24 protein-coding genes are annotated in these 24,935 nt (G+C 68.5%); 6 read left to right on the top strand and 18 right to left on the bottom strand.

The window, feature by feature from the left end; all coding sequences use genetic code 11:
* The 9 genes from MAE01_RS15075 to MAE01_RS15035 form a co-directional block, all read right to left on the bottom strand.
* Window positions 1-246, bottom strand: coding sequence for a hypothetical protein (locus tag MAE01_RS15075; protein WP_147040786.1), 246 nt, complete (start codon window positions 244-246; stop codon window positions 1-3).
* Between the two features lie 100 nt (window positions 247-346).
* Complete coding sequence (locus MAE01_RS15070) at window positions 347-676, bottom strand: hypothetical protein (protein WP_147040784.1); 330 nt, start codon at window positions 674-676, stop codon at window positions 347-349.
* A 204-nt stretch (window positions 677-880) separates the two neighbouring features.
* Window positions 881-2,413 (bottom strand): sodium/proline symporter PutP, encoded by a 1,533-nt coding sequence (putP, locus tag MAE01_RS15065; protein ID WP_147040782.1) that lies wholly within the window; start codon window positions 2,411-2,413, stop codon window positions 881-883.
* Window positions 2,414-2,494: 81 nt separating this feature from the next.
* Complete coding sequence (locus tag MAE01_RS15060) at window positions 2,495-3,550, bottom strand: DUF998 domain-containing protein (protein ID WP_229718249.1); 1,056 nt, start codon at window positions 3,548-3,550, stop codon at window positions 2,495-2,497.
* Window positions 3,551-3,649: 99 nt separating this feature from the next.
* A complete protein-coding gene (locus MAE01_RS15055) occupies window positions 3,650-4,597 on the bottom strand; it encodes a siderophore-interacting protein (RefSeq protein ID WP_147040780.1) in 948 nt (315 codons plus the stop codon).
* Window positions 4,587-5,387: an ABC transporter ATP-binding protein gene (locus MAE01_RS15050; RefSeq protein WP_147040778.1), complete on the bottom strand. Its 801-nt coding sequence runs from the start codon at window positions 5,385-5,387 to the stop codon at window positions 4,587-4,589. Before MAE01_RS15050 ends, MAE01_RS15055 begins: the two co-directional genes overlap by 11 nt.
* Window positions 5,384-6,436, bottom strand: coding sequence for a FecCD family ABC transporter permease (locus tag MAE01_RS15045; RefSeq protein ID WP_371861780.1), 1,053 nt, complete (start codon window positions 6,434-6,436; stop codon window positions 5,384-5,386). The genes MAE01_RS15050 and MAE01_RS15045 overlap by 4 nt, the downstream gene beginning before the upstream one ends.
* Entirely contained in the window at window positions 6,433-7,479 is a 1,047-nt protein-coding gene (locus MAE01_RS15040) for a FecCD family ABC transporter permease (RefSeq protein WP_229718250.1), read from the bottom strand. Before MAE01_RS15040 ends, MAE01_RS15045 begins: the two co-directional genes overlap by 4 nt.
* The gene (locus MAE01_RS15035; RefSeq protein WP_147040774.1) at window positions 7,476-8,546 is read right to left on the bottom strand and encodes an iron-siderophore ABC transporter substrate-binding protein; all 1,071 of its coding nucleotides are present in this window, start codon (window positions 8,544-8,546) and stop codon (window positions 7,476-7,478) included. Before MAE01_RS15035 ends, MAE01_RS15040 begins: the two co-directional genes overlap by 4 nt.
* Window positions 8,547-8,707: 161 nt before the next feature.
* Between MAE01_RS15035 and MAE01_RS15030 the strand changes: the two genes are divergently transcribed.
* The 4 genes from MAE01_RS15030 (at window position 8,708) to MAE01_RS15015 (ending at window position 13,804) form a co-directional block, all read left to right on the top strand.
* Entirely contained in the window at window positions 8,708-9,742 is a 1,035-nt protein-coding gene (locus tag MAE01_RS15030) for an FUSC family protein (protein ID WP_147040772.1), read from the top strand.
* A gap of 106 nt (window positions 9,743-9,848) precedes the next feature.
* Window positions 9,849-10,520, top strand: a complete 672-nt coding sequence (locus MAE01_RS15025; RefSeq protein ID WP_147040771.1) for a DNA alkylation repair protein — start codon at window positions 9,849-9,851, stop codon at window positions 10,518-10,520.
* Window positions 10,521-10,544: 24 nt separating this feature from the next.
* The gene (deoD, locus tag MAE01_RS15020) at window positions 10,545-11,255 is read left to right on the top strand and encodes a purine-nucleoside phosphorylase (RefSeq protein WP_147040769.1); all 711 of its coding nucleotides are present in this window, start codon (window positions 10,545-10,547) and stop codon (window positions 11,253-11,255) included.
* Between the two features lie 23 nt (window positions 11,256-11,278).
* On the top strand, window positions 11,279-13,804 hold the full coding sequence (locus tag MAE01_RS15015; RefSeq protein ID WP_147040767.1) for a DEAD/DEAH box helicase: 2,526 nt from the start codon (window positions 11,279-11,281) through the stop codon (window positions 13,802-13,804).
* Here the strand turns inward: MAE01_RS15015 and MAE01_RS15010 are convergent.
* Entirely contained in the window at window positions 13,801-14,373 is a 573-nt protein-coding gene (locus MAE01_RS15010) for a GNAT family N-acetyltransferase (protein WP_147040766.1), read from the bottom strand. The two genes, MAE01_RS15015 and MAE01_RS15010, sit on opposite strands and share 4 nt — an antisense overlap.
* Before the next feature lie 66 nt (window positions 14,374-14,439).
* Window positions 14,440-15,117: a M15 family metallopeptidase gene (locus MAE01_RS15005; RefSeq protein ID WP_147040764.1), complete on the bottom strand. Its 678-nt coding sequence runs from the start codon at window positions 15,115-15,117 to the stop codon at window positions 14,440-14,442.
* 102 nt (window positions 15,118-15,219) lie between these two features.
* Here MAE01_RS15005 and MAE01_RS15000 point away from each other — a divergent pair, with 102 nt between their 5' ends.
* Together MAE01_RS15000 and MAE01_RS14995 are read left to right on the top strand one after the other, a co-directional pair.
* On the top strand, window positions 15,220-15,894 hold the full coding sequence (locus tag MAE01_RS15000; protein ID WP_147040762.1) for a response regulator transcription factor: 675 nt from the start codon (window positions 15,220-15,222) through the stop codon (window positions 15,892-15,894).
* A 10-nt stretch (window positions 15,895-15,904) separates the two neighbouring features.
* Window positions 15,905-16,972, top strand: coding sequence for a sensor histidine kinase (locus tag MAE01_RS14995; protein ID WP_147040760.1), 1,068 nt, complete (start codon window positions 15,905-15,907; stop codon window positions 16,970-16,972).
* 162 nt (window positions 16,973-17,134) lie between these two features.
* On the opposite strand, the gene MAE01_RS14990 is transcribed toward MAE01_RS14995, so the two are convergent.
* From MAE01_RS14990 to MAE01_RS14960, 7 genes are read right to left on the bottom strand one after another with little or no spacing between them, the layout of a single operon-like run.
* Window positions 17,135-18,559 carry an FGGY-family carbohydrate kinase gene (locus tag MAE01_RS14990; RefSeq protein WP_147040758.1) on the bottom strand — a complete coding sequence of 475 codons (1,425 nt, stop codon included), beginning with the start codon at window positions 18,557-18,559 and terminating at the stop codon, window positions 17,135-17,137.
* Window positions 18,556-20,019, bottom strand: a complete 1,464-nt coding sequence (locus tag MAE01_RS14985) for an FAD-binding oxidoreductase (protein ID WP_147040756.1) — start codon at window positions 20,017-20,019, stop codon at window positions 18,556-18,558. Before MAE01_RS14985 ends, MAE01_RS14990 begins: the two co-directional genes overlap by 4 nt.
* A 57-nt stretch (window positions 20,020-20,076) precedes the next feature.
* Window positions 20,077-20,853, bottom strand: coding sequence for an SDR family oxidoreductase (locus MAE01_RS14980; protein ID WP_147040754.1), 777 nt, complete (start codon window positions 20,851-20,853; stop codon window positions 20,077-20,079).
* A 2-nt stretch (window positions 20,854-20,855) separates the two neighbouring features.
* The gene (locus tag MAE01_RS14975) at window positions 20,856-22,358 is read right to left on the bottom strand and encodes an NAD-dependent succinate-semialdehyde dehydrogenase (protein ID WP_147040752.1); all 1,503 of its coding nucleotides are present in this window, start codon (window positions 22,356-22,358) and stop codon (window positions 20,856-20,858) included.
* Window positions 22,355-23,299 (bottom strand): NAD(P)-dependent oxidoreductase, encoded by a 945-nt coding sequence (locus MAE01_RS14970; RefSeq protein ID WP_147040750.1) that lies wholly within the window; start codon window positions 23,297-23,299, stop codon window positions 22,355-22,357. The genes MAE01_RS14975 and MAE01_RS14970 overlap by 4 nt, the downstream gene beginning before the upstream one ends.
* A 21-nt stretch (window positions 23,300-23,320) precedes the next feature.
* Entirely contained in the window at window positions 23,321-23,833 is a 513-nt protein-coding gene (fae, locus tag MAE01_RS14965; RefSeq protein ID WP_147040749.1) for a formaldehyde-activating enzyme, read from the bottom strand.
* Window positions 23,833-24,762 carry a glycine betaine ABC transporter substrate-binding protein gene (locus MAE01_RS14960; RefSeq protein WP_147040746.1) on the bottom strand — a complete coding sequence of 310 codons (930 nt, stop codon included), beginning with the start codon at window positions 24,760-24,762 and terminating at the stop codon, window positions 23,833-23,835. The genes fae and MAE01_RS14960 overlap by 1 nt, the downstream gene beginning before the upstream one ends.
* Window positions 24,763-24,935 lie beyond the last annotated feature (173 nt).

Raw genomic sequence — 24,935 nt, 5'->3', positions numbered from 1 at the left:
TCACCGCGCGTGCGCCGGACGCGCCATGGGGTCGACGACGCGCGGGGTGTCGGATGCGACGGCCGAGGCCGCGGCATCCGCCTGCCTGGTGCGGAACCAGCCGCTCACCCGGCTCAGCACCGGACCGCGGCGCCTGACGATCCGCTCCGGGTTCTCCGCGATGATGCGCCGCAGCTCGTTCTGGCGGTCGATGCGCTCCTGCTCGACGAGGACGGTGTTGTAGATGTAGGACGGGTGCTCGTACATGTCGTGGACTCCTCTGGTGATCTGAGTCCACACTCCGCTCTAAGGCACCCCCGGAACATCGGACAGATGCCTTATCTTCGGCATCCGCCCGATTCCGCGCCTACGTTCGGGCCCCCGGTTCCGCCACCGGCGACGTTCGCAGTTTCCGCATGACCGCGACGCCCGCGGCGAGCACGATGACGACGGCGACGATGATCGCCGCGATCGCTGTCGGGGTGCTCTGCGGCTCGTCGGTCAGGCGACCGACGGCCAGCCAGACGATGGCGATCGTGACCCAGCCGAAGTGCAGGCCATTCGTGCCGTCGACGACGATCCGCTCCGCCCAGCCGCGCGCCGGCGCACGGCCGAGCAGGACTATCACCCGGGCGAGTACCGCCAGCAGCAACACGATCACCAGCACCGTCGACCACAGCGGGCCGAAGCGAGCCACCACCAGCCAGAGGCCTGAGCACCATGGATGCCGCGACCCAGCCGCCGACGGCCCGCGGCGATGAGCATGAATGAGGCCGCGGCGATGACGGAGACCTGTCGGGCGATGTCGTTGCGCTGTGCGTGCATGTCGGCAATCCACGTGCCCGAACGCGCCATGCGCAGTCGCATTGACATCGCCGCGGCGATTCTCTATGTCTGCGGTCTACGGCGTCATACGATCGGTCCGCGCCCCGCGTCCCACACCGTTGACCGTGAGCAGCGTTCCGGTGTCGGTGAACTCCTGCAGGATCTCGTTCTGCCGTTCGGAGCCCTCGCGATGGGTGAGCAGGCTCACGACGATCGCGACGATCATCGCGCAGATGAATCCGGGCAGCAGTTCGTACAGGTCCGGCCAGATCGCCTTGAACACGAAGACGCCTGCGGCACCGACGAACATGCCCGCCAGCGCTCCCCAGTTCGTCAGCCTGCGCCAGAACAGGCTCAGCAGGATGAGTGGGCCGAAGGCCGCGCCGAATCCGGCCCATGCGAACGAGACCAGCCCGAGGATGGTGTCGTTCGGGACGAGAGCCAGCAGCGCCGCGATGATGCCGACCCCGAGCACCGTCGATCGTCCGAGGATCACCAGGAGCCTCGGCGACGGCTCTTTCCTGACGACCTTGAACAGGTCTTCCACGAGGGCGGAGGACGCCACGATCAGCTGGCTGGAGATCGTGCTCATGATCGCGGCGAGGACCGCTGCGAGCACCAGGCCCGCGACGAAGGGATGCAGCAGCGTCTGCGCCATCACCAGCACGACCGTCTCGGAGTTGGTCAGGTCGATGCCCTGGTGAGCCATGTACGCGATTCCCACGAGGCCCGAGAAGACTGCGCCGATGAGCGAGATGATCATCCAGGTCATCCCGATCCGTCGGGCGGACTTCGCCTCACGCGGGCTGCGCAGCGCCATGAATCGCACGATGATGTGCGGCTGGCCGAAGTAGCCGAGGCCCCAGGCCAGCCCCGAGACGATGGTCAGCACGACTCCGCCGGTCAGCGCCGTCCCGCCGATGAGCGACAGGTGATTCGGGGCGAGCTCGTCGATGGCGGCCGCCATCTCGCCGAAGCCGCCGATCGCGATGATCGCGGACACGGGAACGACGATCAGCGCGATCAGCATCATCAGGCCCTGCACGACGTCCGTGAAGGAGGCCCCCAGGAACCCGCCGAACAGCGTGTACAGCAGTGTGACGCCGGCGACCAGGACCATCCCGAGCAGGTAGTCCGAGTTGAACGAGCTCTCGAAGAAGACGCCGCCGGCGACCATGCCGCTGGAGATGTACAGCGTGAAGAAGACCAGGATGACGACGCCTGCCAGGATCCGCAGCAGTCGCGAGGAATCCCGCAGCCTGTTCTCGAAGAAGCTCGGCACAGTGATCGAGTTTCGCGACACCTGCGTGTAGGCGCGGAGGCGCGGCGCGACCAGCAGCCAGTTCAGGTAGGCGCCGATCGTGAGGCCCACGGCGATCCACGCCTCGATGAGCCCCGAGAGATAGATGGCGCCGGGAAGTCCCATGACGAGCCAGCCCGACATGTCGGATGCTCCGGCGCTGAGCGCTGCGACCCACGGCGGCAGGTCACGACCGCCGAGCATGTAGTCCTCATGGTCCTTCGTCCGGCGGAACGCCAGGAAGCCGATGAAGATCATGGCCGCGAAGTACAGCCCCAGCGCGATGAAGATGAACACCTGATCGGACATCGTCGTCCTTTCTCGCAGATCGGTCTCCCCCGATACTGACAGGGACGGATGCCGGAAGCCAGGCCTCCCGACCGCGAGTCGCTATCCCCGCAGCAGCGACCGGCGGGCCGACGTGCGAGTGCCCGCCGGTGTGAGCACGGCGAGCATGCGTACGAGCGTCGTGAGCCAGAGGAGGGCGAGGCCGATGACGATGGCCTCGAGCGCGGTCACCGGGTACACATCGAATACGAATGCCAGGAGGACGGCCACGATGATCAGCAGCGCCGTGCCGGCCGTGGTCAGCAGCAGTGCACGGGGCGGACCGGGCATCACGATCGTCGTCATGACGCCGGCCGCGATGAAGAGCACGAGAGCGCTGAGGGCGACGATGTTGTGCAGGACCACGACCCGCTCCAGCGAGAGCAGCCCGACACCGGCGAGCGCGAGGCCGGTGGCAGCCCACAGCACGACGACCCAGGCGATGCGCGCGAGAGCGGCGTCGCCGCGGATACGGTGCAGATCACGGCCGATGTACGAGCCGACGGTGGCGGTGAGGATGCCCGCGATCACGAGCGTCCCGTTGAACGCCCAGGCGCCGGCGCCGATGCCGAGCTGCGAGAAGTTGCGCTCCCACCAGCGCGGGTCGGCGGCGGTGAGCATCGCGAACAGCGTACCGATGATGAGGTAGCTGAACAGCAGGTTCGCGAGGTCGGAGGTGCGCAGGCCGATGCCGGCTTCGAACGTGAGCCGCCCGCCAACGGCGCCTGCGACGCCGGTGACCATGCCGCCGCCGAGTGCCGGCAGCTCGAGCCCCTGCAGCCCGACGCCGAGCACCTCGGTGGCCAGCAGCACTCCGAGCGCGGTGACTCCGGCGAGCGCGATCGTCAGCGCGACGGCGGACAGCGACGAGATCGCGACCTGCCAGCGCGGCATCGACACGTGCTCGCCCCGGCGGTGCAGCAGGGTCGAGACGACGAAGGATGCCGCCGCGATGACGCCCGCGACCACGGCGACCGGGATGCCGACCGAGCCGTCACCGGCGACCGGCCGCGGGTTGCCCTGCAGCACCAGGGTTCCGATGCCCGTGCCGAGGAGAAAGCAGACGACGGTCGCCCAGATCGCCCGGGTCTCCCGCGCCATCCGCTGCTCGGTGTCCATGCCCCCATCGAACCACGCCCCACCCCCGCGCGCCGAGAACGCTCAAACCGCCCTTCCGGCGGACGCGGAAGGGCGGTTTGTGTGTTCTCGATGTCGCGGTCAGCCGCGCATCGCGACACCGCGGCGCCAGTAGCCCATGAAGGCGACCTGGGCGCGGTCGATGCCGAGATCCTTGACGAGGTGGCGGCGCAGCGTGGTGACGACGCCGCTCTCCCCCGCGATCCAGAAGTACCGGTCGATATGCGCCGTTGCCGCGCCGACCGACTCGCCGCTTCCCGAGTACACCGGCGTCTCCCAGACGAGATCCTCGCCCTCGGCATCCTGCACGGTGATCTCGGTGTGACCGGTGTCGCCGAGATAGTGCAGCACGGTCGGGATCACGCGCAGACCGTGCGCGGCATCCCCGCGCGGCAGCCAGTGCACCTCGACACCCTCCGGCGCGTCGATCGGCAGTACGTCCGCGGCCTCGGGGACCTCGAGGAACGCGATGCCCCGCAGGTCGCGCGGAGCATCCTCGAGGATGCGCGCGATCGCGGGCGCTGCCGTCTCGTCGCCGACCAGCACGACGGCGGATGCGTCACCCGGCGCGTACTCGATCCCACTGCGGTCCTCGCGGCCGCGGCGCGGGCCGACGATCCAGAGCTCGTCGCCGACCGTCGCGCTGCTCGCCCACAACGACGCGGGCCCGGTCAGCCCTGGGGCGAGATGCAGGACGAAGTCGACGACGACCTCGGTGCCGGCGTCCGACACGGAAAGAGAGCGCACCGAGTAGGTGCGCATGGACCCGCGCAGCTCCTCCGGGACGGCGAGGTACGCGCCCCACCAGTCGTCCGTGTCGCGGTCGATGTCGGGCAGGATGCCGGACGCCGGCGGGAACACGAGCTTGATCCGTGCGTCGTACACATCGCCCGGCGTGCCGAAATCGTCGAGGTCGGCGCCGCCGAAGGTGACCCGGACGAAGTTCGGCGACACCCGTTGGACCGCGCGCACCTCGGCACGTGCGAGGACGTACGGCGGACGCGTGCGGGTCGTGGATTCAGCGGACATGATGCCTTCCGATCGGGGTGACCATCGGCTTTCCGGAGACCGGATCCGTGGTGATCTGATTCGCCATGCCGAAGACCTCTTCGACGAGCGAGTGGGTGAGCACCTCACCCGGTGCACCTGCGGCGTGCACCTTGCCGTGCCGCATCGCGACGAGCTCGTCGCTGTAGCGGGCGGCGAGGTTGAGGTCGTGCAGCACCATGACGATCGTGGTGCCGCGGGCATGGCTGAGGTCGGTGAGCAGGTCGAGCACCTCGACCTGGTGGGCGACGTCGAGGAAGGTGGTCGGCTCGTCGAGCAGCAGGATGTCGGTCTCCTGCGCGAGGGCCATGGCGATCCAGACGCGCTGGCGCTGCCCACCGGAGAGCTCGTCGACGCTGCGGTCCGCGAGGTCGGAGATGCCGGTCGCCTCGAGCGCGTCGGCGACGACCTCGTAGTCGTGCGCGGTCCAGCGGGCGAGCACCTTCTGGTGCGGATGCCGTCCCCGCCCGACCAGGTCTGCCACCACGATGCCCTCCGGAGCGATCGGCGACTGCGGCAGCAGGCCGAGGATCCGCGCGACCTCCTTGGTGGGCCGGGAGTGCACGGATTTTCCGTCGAGGACGACCTGACCGGATGCCGGTGCCAGCAGCCGCGCCAGGGAACGCAGCAGCGTCGACTTGCCGCATCCGTTCGCGCCGACGATCGCGGTGATCCTGCCAGGGGCGATGGTGAGGTCGAGTCCCTCGATGACGGTGCGATCGCCGTAGCCGAGGGTGAGACCCGAGGCTTCCAGGGTGTGCGCTTCGGTCACAGCGATCCTCCCGAGCGGTTGGTGCGGATGAGCAGGTAGATCAGGTACGGCGCACCGAGCACGCCGGTGATGACGCCGACGGGGTAGCGCGCCTCGAACACGAACTGTCCGATCAGGTCGCCGCCGAGGACGAGCACCGCGCCGACGAACGCGGACGGTAGCAGCAGGTTCGCGCCCGGCCCGGTGATACGGGCGGCGATGGGTCCGGCCATGAACGCGACGAAGGCGATCGGCCCGGTCGCGGCGGTGGCGACGGCGAGCAGGGCGACGGCCCCGATGATGAACAGCACCCTGGTCGTGGTGACGCGAATGCCGAGACCGGTGGCCGAGTCGTCGCCGAGCTGCAGCATCCCGAGCGACTTCGCCTGCGCGAAAAGGAACGGCAGGATGACCGCGCTCGCGAGCGCGAGCGGCACGATGTCGTCCCAGGAGGCATTGTTCAGGCTGCCGGAGATCCAGCGCATGGCGGTCTGGATGTCCCACTGCGCCGCGCGCGAGAGCACGTAGGAGATGACGCTCTGCAGCATCGCGCCAACGCCGATGCCGATCAGGATCAGGCGGATGCCGGCGAAGCCGCCCTTGTTCGAGAGCAGGTAGATCGCGAGCGCAGTGACGAGCGCGCCGCCCACCGCGAACACCGAGACGGCCGGTCCGCTGAGCCCCAGGGTGATGATCGCCACCACGGCGGCAGCACTGGCGCCCTGGGTGATGCCGATGATGTCGGGCGAGGCGAGCGGGTTTCGCAGCAGCGTCTGGAACGAGACGCCGGCGATGCCGAACGCGAAGCCCGCGAGGATGGCGAGGACGGTGCGCGGCAGTCGCAGCTCGCCGACGGTGAACGACGCCCCCGGCACGGTCTCACCGAGGATGACGCGGATGACCTCGCCGGGAGTGTAGAAGGTGTTCCCGACCATCAGGGCGACCGCTGTCAGAGCCAGCAGCAGCACCCCGAGCACGATCGTGGCAGTGGCGTGACGGCGGTGACGGGCGCGGCGGCCGGCGGCGATGGCATCCGCGGATGTCCGTGTCGATGCGTCGAGGATCGTCACAGCTCTCTCACCTTCTGACGGCGGACGATCCAGATGAAGAACGGTGCTCCGATCAGGGCCGTGATGATGCCGACCTGGATCTCCTCCTGCGAGGGGGCGATGACGCGGCCGACGATGTCGGCGGCCAGCAGCAGGGCGGCGCCGGTGACGGCCGAGAACGGGAGCAGCCAGCGGTGGTCTGTGCCGATCAGGAGGCGGCAGACGTGCGGGACGATGAGGCCGACGAACCCGATGGGGCCGGCGATCGCGGTGGCGGCACCGGCGAGGATCACGGCGCCGACCGCGGAGAGCAGCCGCGTGCGGAACACGTTCTCGCCGAGGCCGGCCGCCATGTCGTCGCCGAGCGCCAGCGAGTTCATGCCGCGGGAGCAGGCGATGCAGATGAGCGCGCCGACGGCGAGCGCGGGGGCGGTCATCGCGATGCGCGGCCACTCGGCTCCTCCCACACCGCCGATCTGCCACGACTGGAAGGTCTGCAGCAGGTCGACCCGCGGCAGCATCACCGCGCTGATGAGGGACGCGAGGGCCGCGGTGGTCGCAGCCCCGGCCAGCGCGAGTTTGAGCGGCGTCGCCCCTCCCCGGCCGAGAGATCCGACCGCGTAGACGAAGACCGCTGCGACCGCGGCGCCGACGATCGCGAAGAGCATCTGGCCGTATGCGTCGGACAGCCCGAAGAACGCGATGCCGACGACGACGGCGAGCGATGCCCCGTTCGAGATGCCCAGGATGCCGGGCTCGGCGATCGGGTTGCGGGTGATGGCCTGCATCACCGCCCCGGACAGGGCGAGCGCTGCGCCGATGAGGATCGCGAGGACCGTGCGCGGGATGCGCTTGACGATGGCGGCCTGCGCGATGGTGTCGTCGTGGCCGCCGAGGACGGCGAGGATGTCGTCGATCGAGACGGCTCTGACGCCGAACGAGACGGACAGGACGCAGAGGACGAGGATGACTCCGACCCCGATGAGCAGCCACGATGTGCGCGCCAACGCCGGGCGCCGCAGTTTCGCGGCGCCCGGCGTGATGGTCGTGACTGCTGAGCTCACTTGCTGAGCAGCGGAGCCTCGAGAATCGCGAAGTAGTCGCCGATTCCCCATCCGACGGACAGCGGCGACGGGTTCGCGGATGCCGCGATCGGCGTCGCATCCGGAAGGATCGCGATGCGGCCCTCTGCGATCGCCGGGATCTTCGACAGCAGCGGGTCGGCCTGCAGCGTCTCGATCAGGGACTCGTCGCCGTAGGTGATGAACACGTCGACGTCGTCGAAGACGTCGGCCTCCTCGGCGCTGACGGTCAGGTAGAAGTCGGTGCTGTCGGTGCCGGCGAGCACCTCTGGCTCGGGCAGACCGAGCGAGGTGAGGAACCCGGGGCGGGTGTCGACCGGCGTGTAGTACATGATCTGGCTGAGGTCGCTCGGGTCGAGGTAGGCGAACAGGACCTTGGCGTCCTTGAGGGCGGCGTGCTCCTCGAGCGCGGCATCCGTGTCGGCGTGGATCTGGTCGATCAGTTCGTCGCCCTCGTCGGCGAGGCCGAGCGCGGCGGAGTTCATCTCGACCATGTCCTCGACGGAGGTGCCCCAGGCGATCTCGGGGTATGCGACGACCGGGGCGATCTTCGAGAGGGTGTCGTACTCCTCCTGCGTGAGGCCGGAGTAGGAGGCGAGGATGACGTCGGGGTTCGTGTCGGCGACGGCCTCGTAGTTGATCCCGTCGGTCTCGTCGAACAGCACGGGGACCTCGCCCGCCGCTGCGGCGTCAGCCTCGCCGAAGAGGGAGACGTCCACGCCCAGGTCGGTCAGCGCGTCCTCGACCCAGGGGAGCACACCGTTGGAGTCGTCGTCGCCCCAGGTGGCCTTGCTCATGCCGACCGGCACGATGCCGAGGGCGAGGGGGACCTCGTGGTTGGCCCACGCGACGGTGGCCACGCGCTCGGGCTTCTCGGTGATCGTGGTCTCGCCGTAGACGTGCTCGATCGTGACGGGGAACGCGTCAGCGGATGCCGGGTTCGCACCGGCGGCGTCGCTGTCGGTGCTCGACGGGGTGGTGGAGCAGCCGGCCAGGCCGATGGCCAGGGCCGCGGCGGCGCCGAGGGCGAGAAGTCGGGAGGTACGCACGGGCGTTCCCTTCGATGAGGTGGGTGTTCGGGTGATGGCCGAGAAGGCCGGGGCGCTTTGGTAAGCCTGGCCTAATGTAACACGGGGTTAGGGTGACCTCAGTTGCTCGTTACAGCTCCGATACGAACGGACGGACCACCGGCCCGGGCTAACGTGGTGCCATGCGAGTGACGGCGGCATTGCGGAGTACGAAGCGCTCTCCGCTGCTGCAGCTCGTGAAGTCGGCCGTTGCCACGCTCGGCGCCTGGCTGCTCGCCGGCTGGCTGATTCCGGGACCGCTGCCGGTGTTCGCCGCGATCGCGGCGCTGCTGGTCGTGCAGCCGAGCGTGAACCAGTCATTCGCCAAGGCGCTCGAGCGCAGCATCGGCGTGATCGTCGGCGTCGTCATCGCCGTGCTCCTGAGCCTGCTGCTCGGGCCGCAGAGCTGGGTCGTGCTGCTCGCCATCGTCGTGGCGATGCTGGTCGCGTGGACGTTCCGCGCATCGACGGGAACGGGGAACCAGGTCGCGATCTCGGCCATGCTCGTGCTGGCGCTGGGGTCGTCGGATCCGGACTACGCCGTCAACCGGATCCTCGAGACGCTCATCGGCGTCGCCTTCGCGCTCGTCGTGAATGCACTCGTCGTGCCGCCGGTGCTCACGGCTCCGGCGCGCCGCGACCTCGGACTGCTGGGAACCGAGCTCGCGGCGAGCCTGGACCGGCTGGCCGCCGCGCTGCTCAGCACGCAGCAGCCGGCGCAGCTGCACGAACTCATGCTCGAGGCGCGGCTGCTGCGTCCGATGCAGGCGTCGGCCGAGGCATCCATCGCCGCCGGCGAGGAATCGCTCACTCTCAACCCGCGCCGGTCGGCCAAGGGTGAGGTCGCCGAGATGCGCGCACTGTTCGACAGGCTGTCGCCGATCGTCACGCAGGTGATCGGGATGACTCGGGCGTTCTTCGACCACTACGACGACACGCTCGCCGACGAGCCGACCGTGCACGCGATCGCCGAGCAGCTGCGCCGCGCGGGGCACGATGTGCGACTCGCGGTGCAGGTGGCCGACATCGCACCCGAGCCCTCGGCGGAGACTTCGGCCATCCCTGCTCTGACCGCTCCGCTGCAGGTGAAGCCGCCCGCATCCGGTCACTGGATCCTGATCGGGTCGCTCATGGAGGACCTGCGCCGGATCCGCGGGGAGCTCGTCGGGGACGAGTGAAGCGCACTCACCGCGAGAATTGCTCTGACGCACCAAACTCGTGCTGCCAGCAGAGTGGTCGACCTGCAGCGCAATTCTCGGGGTGGGAAGCTCGTACGCTGGAGCCATGCCCGCCACGATGACCGTCCACGAGGTGCTCGCCGAACTGGCGGCCCTCGATGATCCGAAGATGCGCGCCGCGAACGAGAAGCGCGGCGATGACCACGGCATCAACCTGTCGAAGATGCGGGCGCTCGCGAAGAAGGTCAAGACGGACCACGCCCTCGCGAAGGAGCTGTGGGAGACGGGCGAGACAGCACCGCGTCTGCTGGCACTGCTGATCTGCAAGCCGCGCGAGTTCACCGCGGACGAGCTGGATGCGATGCTGCGCGACACCCGGCCGCCGAAGGTCAACGAGTGGTTCGTCAGCTACATCGCCAAGAAGTCTCCGCTGGCCGAGGAGATGCGGCTGCGGTGGTTCGGCGACGCCGATCCGACGGTGGCGGCAGCGGCCTGGTCGCTGACCTCCGAGCGCGTCGTGAAGAAGCCCGACGGCCTCGACCTCGAGCAGCTGCTCGACCTGATCGAGCGCGACATGAAGGATGCGCCGAAGCGTCCGCAGTGGGCGATGAACGAGACGCTCGCGAACATCGGCATCCACAATCCCGACCTGCGGCCGCGGGCGCTCGCGATCGGCGACGCACTGCAGGTGCTCGCCGACTACCCGACCGCTCCCGGGTGCATCTCGCCGTTCGCACCGATCTGGATCACCGAGATGTCGAAGCGCCGCGAGGGCTGACCGCGCCCCCGATACCCTGACCGCATGAGCACGCACATCGCCGCCGAACCCGGCCAGATCGCTCCCATCGTCCTGTTCCCCGGCGACCCGCTCCGGGCGAAGTGGATCGCCGAGACATTCCTCGAGGATGCCGAGTTGTACTCCGAGACGCGAGGGATGCTGGGATTCACCGGCACCTGGCAGGGCCATCGCATCTCCGTCCAGGGATCAGGCATGGGCCAGCCCTCCATGGCGATCTACGCCAACGAGCTGTTCGACGAGTACGACGTGCAGACGGTCGTGCGCGTCGGATCCTGCGGTGCGCTGACCGAGAAGGTCGGGATGCGCGACATCATCATCGCGAACGGCGCGTGCACCGATTCCGGCATCAACCGCGTGCGGTTCCACGGCCAGGACTACGCTCCTGTGGCCGATTTCTCGCTGCTTCGTGCGGCGGTGGAGGCGAGCGAGTCGCTGTCCCTGTCGTCGGCGGTGCACGTCGGACTGCTGTTCTCGAGCGACCAGTTCTACAGCACGAGGCCCGAGCTGACAGAGCCGCTGGTCAGGCACGGCGCCCTCGCGGTCGAGATGGAGACCAGCGGCCTGTACACCCTCGCGGCGTACTACGGGCGCCGCGCCCTCGGCATCTGCACCGTCTCCGACCACCTCATCACAGGCGAGCAGACGACGGCACAGGAACGCGAGCAGACGTTCGGCGAGATGATCGAGATCGCCCTGCGGGCAGCCACGGCCTGAACGTGGGGGATGATCGAAGGATCATGCCTTCGCTTCTCGACCCGGCCATCCTTCCCGACGGCTCCGATGCGGATGCCGTCTACACCGCGTTCGTGGAATGGGCCGAGTCGACCGGCATCCAGCTGTACCCCGCCCAGGACGAGGCGGTCATCGAGATCGTCTCGGGCAACAACCTGATCCTCTCGACCCCCACCGGAACAGGGAAGTCGCTCGTGGCGATCGGGGCGCACTTCGCCGCGCTCGTCGAGGGTCGCCGCAGCTACTACACGGCGCCGATCAAGGCGCTCGTGAGCGAGAAGTTCTTCGCGCTGGTCGACATCTTCGGTCCGGACAACGTCGGCATGGTCACCGGGGATTCGTCGGTCAACGCCGATGCTCCGATCATCTGCTGCACGGCGGAGATCCTCGCGAACATCGCCCTGCGGCAGGGGCCGGATGCCGAGGTCGGGCAGGTCGTGATGGACGAGTTCCACTTCTACGCCGATCCCGATCGCGGGTGGGCGTGGCAGGTTCCGCTGCTGACGCTGCCGCAGGCGCAGTTCGTACTGATGTCGGCCACGCTCGGGGATGTCACCGACCTGGCGGAGGATCTGACCCGCCGCACCTCGCGCGAGACCGCCGTGGTGACCGGTGTCGAGCGGCCGGTGCCACTGCACTTCTACTACGAGCTCACACCGATCCACGAGACGATCGAGGAGCTCCTGAGCACCGGGCAGGCCCCGATCTACGTCGTGCACTTCTCGCAGGCCGCCGCGATGGAGCGTGCCCAGGCGCTGTCGAGCACGAAGACCGCGACGCGCGAGCAGCGCGACGAGATCGCGGTGCTCATCGGCGAGTTCCGCTTCACGACGGCGTTCGGCAAGACGCTCTCGAGGTTCCTGCGGGCGGGCATCGGCGTGCACCACGCTGGGATGCTGCCGAAGTACCGGAGGCTCGTCGAACAGCTCGCCCAGCGCGGACTGCTGCGCGTCATCTGCGGCACCGACACACTCGGCGTCGGGATCAACGTGCCGATCCGCACGGTGCTGTTGACGGCGCTCACGAAGTTCGACGGCACGCGGATGCGACAGCTGAACGCGCGCGAGTTCCACCAGATCGCCGGCCGCGCGGGCCGAGCCGGATACGACACTGCCGGGACCGTCGTCGCGCAGGCGCCGGAGCACGAGTCCGAGAACGCCGCGGCGATCAAGAAGGCCGGGGACGACCCGAAGAAGAAGCGGAAGCTGATCCGCAAGAAGGCGCCGGACGGTTTCGTGTCGTGGGGCGAGCCCTCGTTCCGCAAGCTCGTGGACGCCGAGCCCGAGACGCTGACCTCGCACATGCAGATCACGAGCGCCATGATGCTCAACGTCATCGGCCGAGGCGGCGACGTGTTCGGAAGTATGCGCGCGCTGGTATACGACAATCACGAGCCGCGTGCCAGGCAGCGCCTCCTCGCGCTGCGCGCGCTCGGGATCTACCGCACGCTGAGGGAATCCGGCATCGTCGAGGACGGCCCCGACGGCATCCGTCTCACGGTCGATCTGCAGCCGAACTTCGCCCTGAACCAGCCTCTGTCGCCGTTCGCGCTGGCCGCGTTCGAGTTGCTCGATCCGGATGCTGCCACCTATGCGCTGGACATGATCTCGATCGTCGAGTCGACGCTGGACGACCCGCGCGCGGTGTTGAGCCAGCAGGAGTTCCTCGCGCGCGGCGATGCGGTCGCCGAGATGAAGCGTGAGGGAATCGAGTACGAGGAGCGGATGGAGCTGCTTGAGCAGATCACCTATCCGAAGCCCCTGGAGGAGCTGCTCGAGCAGGCGTTCGAGACGTACAGCTCAGCGCAGCCGTGGATCCGCGACTTCGAGCTGCATCCGAAATCCGTCGTCCGCGACATGTACGAGCGTGCCATGTCGTTCGGGGAATATGTCGCGTACTACAAGATCGCCCGATCCGAGGGCGTGGTGCTGCGATACCTCTCCGACGCGTACCGCGCCGCGTCGCAGACGATCCCCGAGGAGCTGAAGAACGAAGACCTGCGCGACCTCATCGAGTGGCTCGGCGAACTCGTCCGGCAGGTCGATTCTTCGCTCCTGGATGAGTGGGAAGAGCTTCGCTCCGGCACCGACAACGGGATGGTCGACCTAGCGGCTCTGAAGGCTGCGGATCACGTCGACGAGCCGATCGTCCCACCCGCGCCGAAGCGGCTCACCTCGAACGTGCACGCCTTCCGCACGCTGGTGCGCAACGAGCTGTTCCGCCGAGTGCAGCTCGCCGCGCTGGAGGATGTGGATGCTCTCGCCGAGCTCGACCCGTCGTTGGGAGCGGACGGCTGGAACGACGCCCTCGACGCGTATTTCGCCGAGCACGACGAGATCCTCACCGGTCCGGATGCCCGCAGCGCGAAGCTGCTTCTGCTGACCGAAGGGGCGTCCCAGTGGACCGCGCGTCAGATCTTCGACGACCCGGCCGGGGATCACGACTGGGGCATCTCCGCGACCGTGGATCTCGCGGCATCCGATGAAGCAGGCGAAGCGGTCGTGACAGTGACCGCGGTGGACCGGCTCTAGGCGCTCGATCGCGGCCGGTCGATCCGCGAGACGAAGTGGAGTGGAGCATCGAGAGGATTCTCCGGCTCCATGTCGCCTTCGCCGATGCGGCGGAAACCGGATTTCTCGAGCGCACGCCACGACCCCGTGTTCCCCGCCACCACTGGCACGATGACGGCCGGGCAGTCGGGGTAGCTCGACCACGTGTCCGCGATGATCGCACGGATGATCGCCGTCCCCAGACCGCGCCCCGTCCGGGCGGAGTCCGCGACGAAGTAGTCGATCGTGACCGCGCCGGACGGCACATCGACGATCGCGCTGAGCTCACGGAAGTCCTCCGCGTAGTCCTCTATGCGCGAGCGCTGCACGAGGGCTTCGGGAATCCCGTCCACCGACACGAGCAGATCCTCCCCGGCCTCGTCGCCGCGGGTGCCCGGTCCGAAATCGCGAGCCACCCCGTCGGGAGTGAAGTCGTGATGCCAGTACCGGTGCACGTGCGGCCGCGACAGCCAGTCCGAGAGCAGCGGGAAGTCGGCCTCGACGACCGGTCGCCACGTGATCGTCTCCGCTGATGTCGGGGCATCGTCCATCCCGCCATGCTCGCCCGCCTCGCGTCATCGGGCAACCCCGAGCGTCGGTCCGGCTCCAGACCGCGTTCAGCCGTGCATCCGCGGGTCTTCGGTCGGATCGGAGTACGCCGGCGGGCAGCCTGAGGCGACAGCATCCGGTCGCAGTTCGTAGTGCCACGACTCGTTGCCGTAGATCTGGCACAGCCCGTACTGCGCGCCGTGCTGCGCGAGCCAGTCGGTCGCCGTGAGCGGACCGATGTCGACGGCCTCCCCCGACACGTGCGCTGAGGTCTGCGCCGTCGCGACCCAGCGCGCCGCCTCCTCCTCCGAGCCGTAGTCATCGACCGCTGCGCGCAGCAGGAAGCTCTGATACTCCGGCGATCGCCAGCCGCTGTTGACGTCGAACTCGACACCGCCCGCCTCGGCATCCGTGGCCGCCCGGCGCAGTGCGTCGAGGAGCGCGGGGTTCAATCGGGTCACGGCCGGCGCCTGGTCCTCGAACACGGACAGCCCTTCGCCCTCGGCGATGTAACCGTGCTCGGAGGTGAGGACGGAGCCCGAATCGCCGATGGGGTCGAACACGACAGGCTGCCCTGACCCACCGGCGATCTCTGCGAGCGACCGGGATCCGTTGGCCACCACGAGCACGAGGGCTATGACGAGCGCGATCAGGGTGACGACGAGCGCGGCCACGGCACGACGCTGCTGGCGGCGGGCGTCCGCAGGCAGAGTCGGCGGAGGGGCGAGCACATGGGTGGTTCTCATGCATCCAGCGAACCCGGCGCGACGTTGCGACGCCGTATGCGTTTCTTCATACGCTCCCGATATGCGCGGGTGCGTAGGATCTGAGCACATGGAAGCAGACTTATGCGCGTGCTGATCGTCGAGGACGAACCGTACCTGGCGGAGGCGGTGCGCGATGGTCTGCGGCTCGAGGCGATCGCCGCCGACATCGCGGGTGACGGCGACACCGCGCTCGAGCTGCTGAGCATCAACTCGTACGATCTCGCCGTGCTCGATCGCGACATCCCCGGCCCTTCCGGTGATGAGGTCGCACGCTGGATCGTGGACTCCGGCAGCGGCATCCCGATCCTCATGCTCACCGCCGCCGACCGCCTCGACGACAAGGAGTCGGGATTCGAACTCGGCGCCGACGACTACCTCACCAAGCCGTTCGAGATGCGCGAACTCGTGCTGCGGCTGCGCGCCCTCGACCGGCGACGCACGCACGTGCGCCCTCCGGTGCACGAGGTCGCCGGCCTCCGCCTCGACCCGTTCCGCCGCGAGGTGTACCGCGATGACCGCTACGTCGCGCTGACGCGCAAGCAGTTCGCCGTGCTGGAGGTGCTCGTCAGCGCTGGGGGCGGCGTGGTCAGCGCCGAGGAGCTGCTCGAGCGGGCATGGGACGAGAACGCCGACCCCTTCACGAACGCCGTGCGCATCACGGTCTCTTCGCTGCGCAAGAGGCTCGGCGAGCCCTGGCTGATCCTGACGGTGCCGGGTGTGGGCTATCGGATAGACACGGATGCCGCCGATGGCTAGGCGCCGCGGCATGAGCGCTCGGCTCAAACTGACGCTGAGCTACGCCGGATTCCTGATGGTCGCGGGCGTGCTGCTGCTGGCGGTGGTCGCGCTCTTCCTGCTGCGCTACGTGCCGGACGGGCAGATCAGGACCATGGGACCCTTCGTACCCAACCGCTCCGACCTGGTGCGCGCGTTCGTGCCGCCGACGATCGCAGCGCTCGTCTTCCTCCTCGCGCTCGGCCTGGTCGGGGGCTGGTTCCTCTCGGGCCGGATGCTGGCGCCGCTGACCCGGCTCAATGAGGCCGCCCGTCTGGCGGTGGAAGGCTCGCTCTCGCATCGCGTAGACATGCCGGGCGCGAAGGACGAGTTCCGCGACCTCGCTGACGTGTTCGACACGATGCTCGCGCGGCTCGAGGCGCACGTCGAGGAACAGCGGCGCTTCGCCTCGAACGCCTCGCACGAGTTGCGTACGCCCCTGGCGATCTCGCAGGCGATGCTCGAGGTCGCGCGCGAGGATCCTGAGCGCGACGTCGACGTTCTCATCGACCGTCTGCAGGACGTCAACGCACGAGCGATCACGCTGACTGAAGCCCTGCTCCTGCTGGCCAGGGCCGACCGCGGTACGTTCAGTCGCGAGCGCGTTGAGCTGTCGCTGCTGGCCGAAGACGCGGTGGAGAGCCTGCATCCGCTCGCCGATCGGCGGGGCGTGACACTCGATATCCGGGGCACGACGGCCTCTGTCGACGGCTCCCCTGCGCTGCTCCAGCAGCTCATCGTCAACCTCGTGCACAACGCGATCGTGCACAACATCGCGGTGGGCGGCAGCGTCGAGGTGCGCACCGAGATGACCCAGCGCGGTGCCGTGGCAGTCATCGAGAACAGCGGCGAGGTGATCCCTGCGCACCTCCTGGCCACACTGCGCGAGCCGTTCCAACGCGGTGCCGGCCGCTTCCGCAGCAAGGACGCTGCCCACGCGGGCGCCGGACTCGGCCTCGCGATCGCCGACGGGATAACGCGGGCCCACGGCGGAACGCTCGAGCTGGAGCCGCGCAGCGGCGGCGGGCTCATCGTCACGGTGCGGCTGCCCGTCGAGTGAGGTCGGCGGGCACTGCGTCGGGCGCCGCGTCGGTCACTGTGATGGGCGGAGAACTCCGTGATGGGCGGAAGAATCCTCGCGAATCGTCCGCCCATCGCCGTGAAGTCCGCCGGACAGGGTGGCGCTGCTTCACTCGGCGCCGCGCCGGCGGCGAATGCGGGACTACCCCGCGTCATCCGCCCGCGCGGCGAGCGCCTGCCACTTCAGGAACAGCGGGTCCAGATGCCGCGGCAGCAGCGAATACGCCTCGCGCACCGGTCGGTACGCCTGCACCCATTCCGGTTCGGGCGTGAAGCTGTCGGCGGCGTGCACGGTCGCGGCGACGGATTCGCCCCACGTCATGTGCACGCCGGCGCCGACGAACGCGGAGATCGCGGCGCCCATGCCCGCGGCATCCGTCAGCCTGTTGCGCCGAACAGGTCTTTCGAAAACGGCGGCGAGGATGCGCATCATCAGGTCCGACCGTGAGCCGCCACCCGAGACGATCACGCTCTCGAAAGAGTGCCCGAGCGCGGCCTCCATCGAATCGACGTGCCCGCGCATCGTGAGGGCGATGCCCTCCAGGATGGCGCGGTGCACGTGGAATCGTCCCTGACGCCCGTCGAACCCGAGCAGCGCCCCACGCCGGTGCGACGCCCCGCCGGGGGCGAGCCAGTCCAGAACGGCCATCAGCCCGTCGCTGCCCGGCGCGATGCCGCTCGCCCCTGCATTGAGCTCATCGTCCGTGATCCCCTGCCCGGCGTCGAGCAGGTCGCGCCACCAGCTGACCGTCCACATGCCCCGTCGGATGCCGTCGCTCTCGTACAGGTACCGACCCGGCTCAGCCGCGAAGTTCGTCCAGTAACGGTCATCGGTCGCGCTCGCGTCGCGCCCGACCGTCATCGCCGCGACGTACGTGCCGAGCGACAGAAGGGCCGTCCGATCGTCCCTCAGCCCCGAACCCAGCGCCTCCACGGCCTTGTCGTTCGCGGTGGCGTACACGGCCAGCCCGTTGGGAAGGCCGGTCGCCGCGGCGGCAGCGGCAGTGACCCGACCGAGCATCTCGCCCGGCAACACGAGGTCGAACAGCTGCTCCGCCCGCATTCCCGTGCGCGCGTAGGCGTCCGGGTCGTCGGACCAGCGCCACCGCCCCTGATCGACGGGCCACACCCCCTGCTGATTGCCGACGCTGTCGCGCCGCTCGCCGGTCAGCCGATGGGTCAGATATCCCGACGACGTCGTCACGTAGTGCACGCGCGCATCCTGCTCGTGCGGCCGCGACACGCGTTCGTCCATCCAGCTGAGCACGGGCTCGACGAGACCGCCGTCCGCGTCGAGCAGCGCACGGCAGAAGCGGATCGTGCACAGCCCGACCCCGACGATGCGATCGGGATCGCCCTCGAAGTGTCCGAGCGCCTCACGGCAGGCCTCGACGATCGAGTCCCAGAGATCGTCACCGGGATGCACGACGTGACCGGGCGACGGAGACTCGGTCGGTCTCAGCCGCCGCTGCGCCGACGCGTGGATCGTGCCGGCCTCATCGACGACGAGCACCTTGGTCGATTGCGACCCGCCGTCGATGGCGACGACGTAGCGGGGTCCGCTCACGCCTCGAGCGGGAGGATCGTGCCCGCGTTCATCACGCCGTTCGGGTCGAACGCCTGCTTGAGCCGCTCCAGCATCGGGTACGCCGAGCCGTGCTCCTGACGGGTCCAGGGTGTGCGGTACTTGCCGATGCCGTGGTGGTGCACCATCGAACCTCCCAGTCGCAGTGCTTCTTCCACGATGATCGCATTGAGCGGCACGTGATAGAGGTCGATCTCCTGCCGCGGCTCGCAGTCGATGTCGTAGTCGTAGACGAAGTAGAGGTTCGTGCCGGTCTGGTAGCTGTGCGACGAGTGCGCTCCGAGCATCGTGAGGTGATCGGCGCGCGGGTACTCCGACCGGATGCGGTCGATGACGGCGTGGTAGAGACTGCTCACCCCTGACCAGTTGATCGACACCTCGGTGGTGTATCCGAGATGCGAATCGCGCAGCATCGCCTCCTTCTCGGCATCGATCTTGTCCTGCCCCCAGTTGAGCCCCTGGAACCACGTCTCGATGTGCGCGGAGTCGACCCGCTGGTGCGGCCGCTCGGCGAAGACGGCCTCGATGCCGGTGGCCGTCGCGGCCGCAAGAGGCTCCGGCCCCTCGGCGGTGAGCACGACGACCGACTTGCCCTCGGAGAAGTGCGAGAAGTGCTGGTTCGCGTCTTCAGGAGAGTAGACCCGGCAGACCGATGGCCGGTATCCGGCGGTGACGAGTTCGCGCAGCGCCTCGACGCCGACCTCGAACTCATCGACGAGGAACCCGAAGAAGCGGGTGCTCTCCGGGTGGTACGGGAAGATCTTCACCGTGACCTCGGTGATCACGCACAGCGCGCCCTCGTTGCCGATGATGATGTGGCGGATGTCGGGACCGGCTGCACGGCGCGGCACATTCTTGATACGGGTCACCGTGCCGTCGGGGAACACCGCTTCGAGTCCGACGACCATGTCCTCGATCGCACCGTAGAGGGTCGAGAACTGTCCGATGGATCTGGTCGCGACCAGCCCGCCGTACTGCGCGAGCGGCTTGGACTGCGGCGAATGGCCGGTGGTCAGGCCGCGCTCGCGAAGTTCGTCCTCGAGCCGCTGCAGCGGCACGCCGCACTGCACCGTCACCGTCATGTCGGTCTCGTTCACATCGAGGACGCTGTCCATCCGCGAGCCGTCCAGGACGATCGTGTCCTCGACAACCGTCTCGAGACCGCCCTCGGTCGCCGTGCGGCCGGTGCGCGGCACGACGTTGATCAGGTTGTCGTTCGCGAAGCGCAGAACAGCCGCCACCTCTTCGGTGGTGCGGGGATAGGCGATGATCGCAGGGATCGGGCCGTCGAAGATGCCGTGCACGGACTGGTACTTCTTGAAGCGGTCGACACTGGCGAGCTCGAGCTCGCGCGGATCTGTGTCGACCCCATCGGCGCCGAGGAGCGCGGTGACGCGCGTGACGATCTCGTCGCGGCTGAGGGCGGATCGTGATGCCGACATGGGAATGGCCTTCGCTTTCAGGAGTTGTTCGGATCGGGTGGGTCTGTGAAGAGCTGGTCAGCGGACGAGGTAGCCGCCGTCGACGACGAGCACGTGCCCGTTGACGTAGTCCGAGGCGCGGCTCGCGAGGAAGACCGTCGCCCCCATGAGGTCGGCGGGGTCTCCCCACCTCTCGGCGGGGATGTGCTCGAGGATCCGTCGGCTCGCCTCGGGATCTGATCGGGTGGCGGCCGTGATCGCGGTCGCGAAATACCCCGGCGCGATCGCGTTGACCTGGATGCCGTCGGCGGCGAGCTCGTCGCAGTACGCCTTCGTGAAACCGACGATCCCGGCTTTCGTCGCGGCGTACGCGGGCGACTGCTTCCCGCCGAGGAACGCGAACAGCGAGGCGATGTTGATGATCTTCCCTCTGCCCTGGCTGCGCATGACGCGGCTCGCCTCGTGCGCGAGCTCGAACGGTGCCGTGAGGTTGACCGCGATCATCGGATCCCATTTGTCGCGATCGAACGCATCGACGTCGTCGAGCAGCGCGATGCCGGCCGAGTTGACGAGCACGTCGAGCGATCCGAAGCGCTCGACGCAGGCCGCGACGACCTCTGCCGGCACACCGCGGCGGGCGATGTCCGCCTCGAGGAACGCGTACTCGCGTCCTTCGGCCTCGATCAGGCGACGCGTCGTGCCGTCGTCGTCTGCGAGCCCGGCCACGAAGACGTTCGCTCCCGCCTTGGCCAGGGCGAGGCTGAATGCCCGCCCCAATCCGGTGTTGCCACCCGTGACGACGGCGGTCCGACCCTCGAGCGAGAACAGGTCGAGGGAGAAGTCCGTGATCTCCATGCTCACCTGCCCTCGGGGGCGAACGGGTCGGCGATGTTCACGTAGCGCGTCTCGAGGTACTCATCGATCCCCTCGAATCCGCCCTCACGCCCGAGGCCGGACTGCTTGACGCCGCCGAACGGCGCGGCGGGGTTCGACACGACGCCGGCGTTGATGCCGAACATGCCCGTCTCGAGGCGCTCCGCGAGGCGGAGGCCGCGGTTGAGATCCGACGTGTACGCGAACGAGACGAGCCCGAACGGTGTGCGATTGGCGATCTCGATCGCCTCCTCCTCCGTGTCGAACACGACGATCGGGGCGACGGGACCGAAGATCTCCTCGTCGAGGATCGCCGCATCCACCGGCACGTCTGCGAGCACGGTGGGCTCGTAGAAGTAACCGGCTCCGGGAAGCGCGTGCCCGCCCAGAGCGAGAGTGGCCCCGTCGCTGACAGCGCCGTCGACCAGCTCCGCGACCTTGCTCCGCGTCGCCTCATCCACGAGAGGACCCATCGTGGTGGCGGCATCCGTCCCGCGGCCGACCCTGAAAGCGGCGATCCGCTCGGTGAACAGACGAGTGAACTCGGCGGCGACGCCTCGCTGGACGAGGAAGCGGTTCGCGGCCACGCAGGCCTCCCCGCCGTTGCGCATCTTCGCCAGCACGGCACCGTCGACGGCCTTCGAGAGGTCGGCGTCGTCGAACACCAGGAAAGGCGCATTGCCGCCGAGCTCCATCGAGACGCGCAGCACCTGTTCGGCGGAGTCGGCGATCAGGCGCCTGCCCACCTCGGTGGAACCGGTGAAGGACAGCTTCCTCAACCGAGGATCGCGGATGAGCGGACCGGTGACGGCGCCGGCGCTCGTGGTCGGGATGACCGTGAGCACGCCGTCGGGCAAGCCCGCCTCTCGCAGCACCTCGGCGAACAGGAGCGCGGTCAGCGGAGTGAGCGCTGCGGGCTTGAGCACCATGGTGCAGCCGGCAGCGATCGCCGGTGCGATCTTGCGCGTCGCCATCGCCAGGGGGAAGTTCCACGGTGTGATGAACAGCGACGGCCCCACCGGGGTCTTCATCACCAGCAGGCGGCTCTTCCCGTCGGGGGCCATCGCGAACCGACCCGAGATCCGCGGGGCCTCCTCGGAGAACCAGCGCAGGAACTCGGCGCCGTAGGCGACCTCGCCACGGGATTCCGCGAGCGGCTTGCCCATCTCGAGGGTCATCAGCAGGGCGAAGTCCTCCGCGCGTGCGGTGACGAGCTCGAAGGCACGGCGCAGGATCTCACCGCGCTCCCTCGGCGGCGTGGCCGCCCAGCTCTCCTGAGCCGCTGACGCCGCGGCGAGTGCACGCTCGCCGTCCTCCGGCCGGGCGTCGGCGACCTCGGCCAGCACCTCGCCCGTCGAGGGATCGGTGACCGGGAAAGTACGGCCGCCCTCGGCATCCGTCCAGCCGTCGCCGAGGAGCAGCTGCGTCGGCACGCGCTCCAGCAGCTGCCGCTCACGAGTGTTCGTGCTGAGATCCGCAGCGGTCATGCCTGCTCCTCCGATCCGGCCAGCACGAGTTCGGGGGTGAGCCTGAGCTCGCTGTGGATGAGGTCTTCGTACAACCGGAACGGCGTCATCTCCCCCGCCTTGTCTCCGTACGACGCCCGCGCCCGGCGGTAGACCTGCTCGACCAGCGAGGAGAGCTCGACGGGCACGCCGACCGACCTGGCCAGATCGATCGACAGGCCCAGATCCTTGCAGGCGAGTGCGATGGCGAAACCTTCGTCGTAGTCGCCGTGCTCCAGGATGGAGAGCACGTCGCGCTCCACGAACGTGCTGTTCGCTGGGCTCGCTATGAGCGAGTCGCGCAGCACTCCCAGGTCGACCCCTGCGCGAACGCCGACGGCCAGCACCTCCGCGGTCGCGACCAGGTGCGAGAACCAGAGCTGATTGATCATCAGCTTCACGGCGTAACCGGCACCATGACCGCCGACGTGGAGGATCCGCTCCGGATCGCCCATCGCCTCGAGCACGGGACGCACCCGTTCGACGTCGTCGGCATCGCCGCCGACGAAGATCTGCAGCATGCCCGACGCCGCGCCCTTGGCCATTCCGCTCACCGGCGCATCGAGGATGCGCAGTCCGCGCGCACTCTCCTCCGCGCGCACCCGGTCGGCCACCTCCGGCACCGAGGTGGACATGTCGATCCACGTGGCGCCGTCTGCGATGCCCTCCAGCATGCCGCCGGGACCGCTCACGACGTCGGTCACATGACGCGGCGTCGGCAGCATCGTGATGATGATGTCGCTGGCCGCGGCGACCTCGGCGGCAGTCGCGGCCCATCTCGCGCCGCCCTCGACGAGCGCTGCCCCCGCCTCGGGACGGACATCGGTGACGACGAGGGGATATCCCGCCTTCTGCAGGTTCGAGGACATGCCCGAGCCCATGCTGCCGAGGCCGATGAAGCCGACCGTCGGGGTAGTGACCATGCTTATCAGATCTCCAGTAACTCAGTCGGCCGGGGCCGTGTAGAAGGGATTGCGAGGTGCCGACCGTGCGTCGAGAACCTCTTCGGTGCGCGGCAGGCCCTGCGAGCCGTTGCGCAGTGCAGTGCGGGTGGCCTCGCGGTTGTTGCGGTACACGGCATCCGCGTCGTCCGCTCCGGGATTCACCCAGACGGCGGTGATCACGACGCTGTCGTCGACGGCATCCTGCGGGAGCGTGCCCTCGGCGACGGCATCCGCGACGCCCGCCGCGACACCGGCCTGCGCAGGACCCCAGATGTGGTTGCCGTGCTCGTCGTTCGCCGGTGCGGCCTTGGTGACGAACAGCGTCAGCGGCTTGACGGGGAGAGAGGGGCGCAGCACCGCGACGAACGGCACGTGCCCGGGGCTCGGTGTCGCGAGAGCCGTGGCCCAGGCCGTGCCGGCCGGTCCGGTGCGAGGGCCGTAGACGCTGTTGATGTGCGCCGCGTTGGCTCCTTCGCCGATGAAGCTCTCGCCCAGCTGAAGCGCGTCCGTCATCAGATCAGCTCCTGCTCTTCGAGCCAGTCGATCGCGACGTCCTCGGGGTCTTCACCCTCGACGTCGACGAGTGCGTTGAGCTTCTGCATCTCCTCGGTGGTCAGCAGCGGCGCGATCTCGGCGATGATGTCCGCGATCTCCGGGTAGTCGTCGAGGACCTCCTGGCGGATCGTGAAGCCGCCCTGGTACGAGGGGAAGAACTCCTCGTCATCCTCCATCACGACCAGATCGAGGGCGGGGATGCGGCCATCGGTCTGGAACACCTCGCCGAAGTTGCAGTCGTCGCCCTTCTGGGTCGCGGTGTAGATGACACCGGTGTCGAGCATCGTGACGTTCGAGTCGGGGATGTCGATGCCGTACGCGGTCTTGAGCCCTGGCCATCCATCGTCCCGAGTGGAGAACTCGCTCTCGATGCAGAACGTCTGGTCCTCGGCGGGGAGCGCGGCGACGTCGCTCATCGTCTTGACGCCGAGTTCTTCGGCCTTGTCGGCGCGGACGGCGAACGCGTAGGTGTTGTTGAGGGGCGCGGGGTCGAGCCACGCGATGTCCTTCTCGGCATCCGCTTCCTTGACGGCGTCGAACTGGGCCTCAGCGCCCTTGACCGGCGTGGTGTTGCCGTTGTAGGTGATCCACGAGGTGCCGGTGTACTCCCAGTAACCGATGAAGTCGCCGTTCTCGAGCGCCTGGCGCACGTTCGCAGATCCGACCAGCTTCACGTTCGCCTCGAGGTCGGCGCCATGCGCGTTGAGCAGCTCGGTGGTGATGTAGGCGAGGATGTACTGCTCCGAGAAGTCCTTCGAGCCGACCTGCCCGGTCAGCCCTTCGAGCTCGTCGCCGGCGCTGGCGCTGCTGGTCGAGCCAGAGCATCCCGACAGAACGAGCGCACCCGCGGCGAGCGCGGTGACTCCGGTGATGAGGTGTTTCTTCATGACTGCTCCTTGGTGTGTGACGTGCAGATGCGTGTGATGGGAAGCGCGGGTCACAGCCCGCGCGGGCGGACTGCTTCTTCGACGAGACCGGCGATCCAGTCGATGAGGACGGCGATGGCCGCGACGAGGACGGCGCCGACGAGGAGTACAGGGAATCGCTGCAGCTTCAGGCC

Origin of the sequence: Microbacterium aerolatum (assembly GCF_007988825.1) — a bacterium.
In the GTDB taxonomy this organism is placed as follows: domain Bacteria; phylum Actinomycetota; class Actinomycetes; order Actinomycetales; family Microbacteriaceae; genus Microbacterium; species Microbacterium aerolatum.
This window is presented reverse-complemented; position numbering and strand designations above follow the sequence as displayed.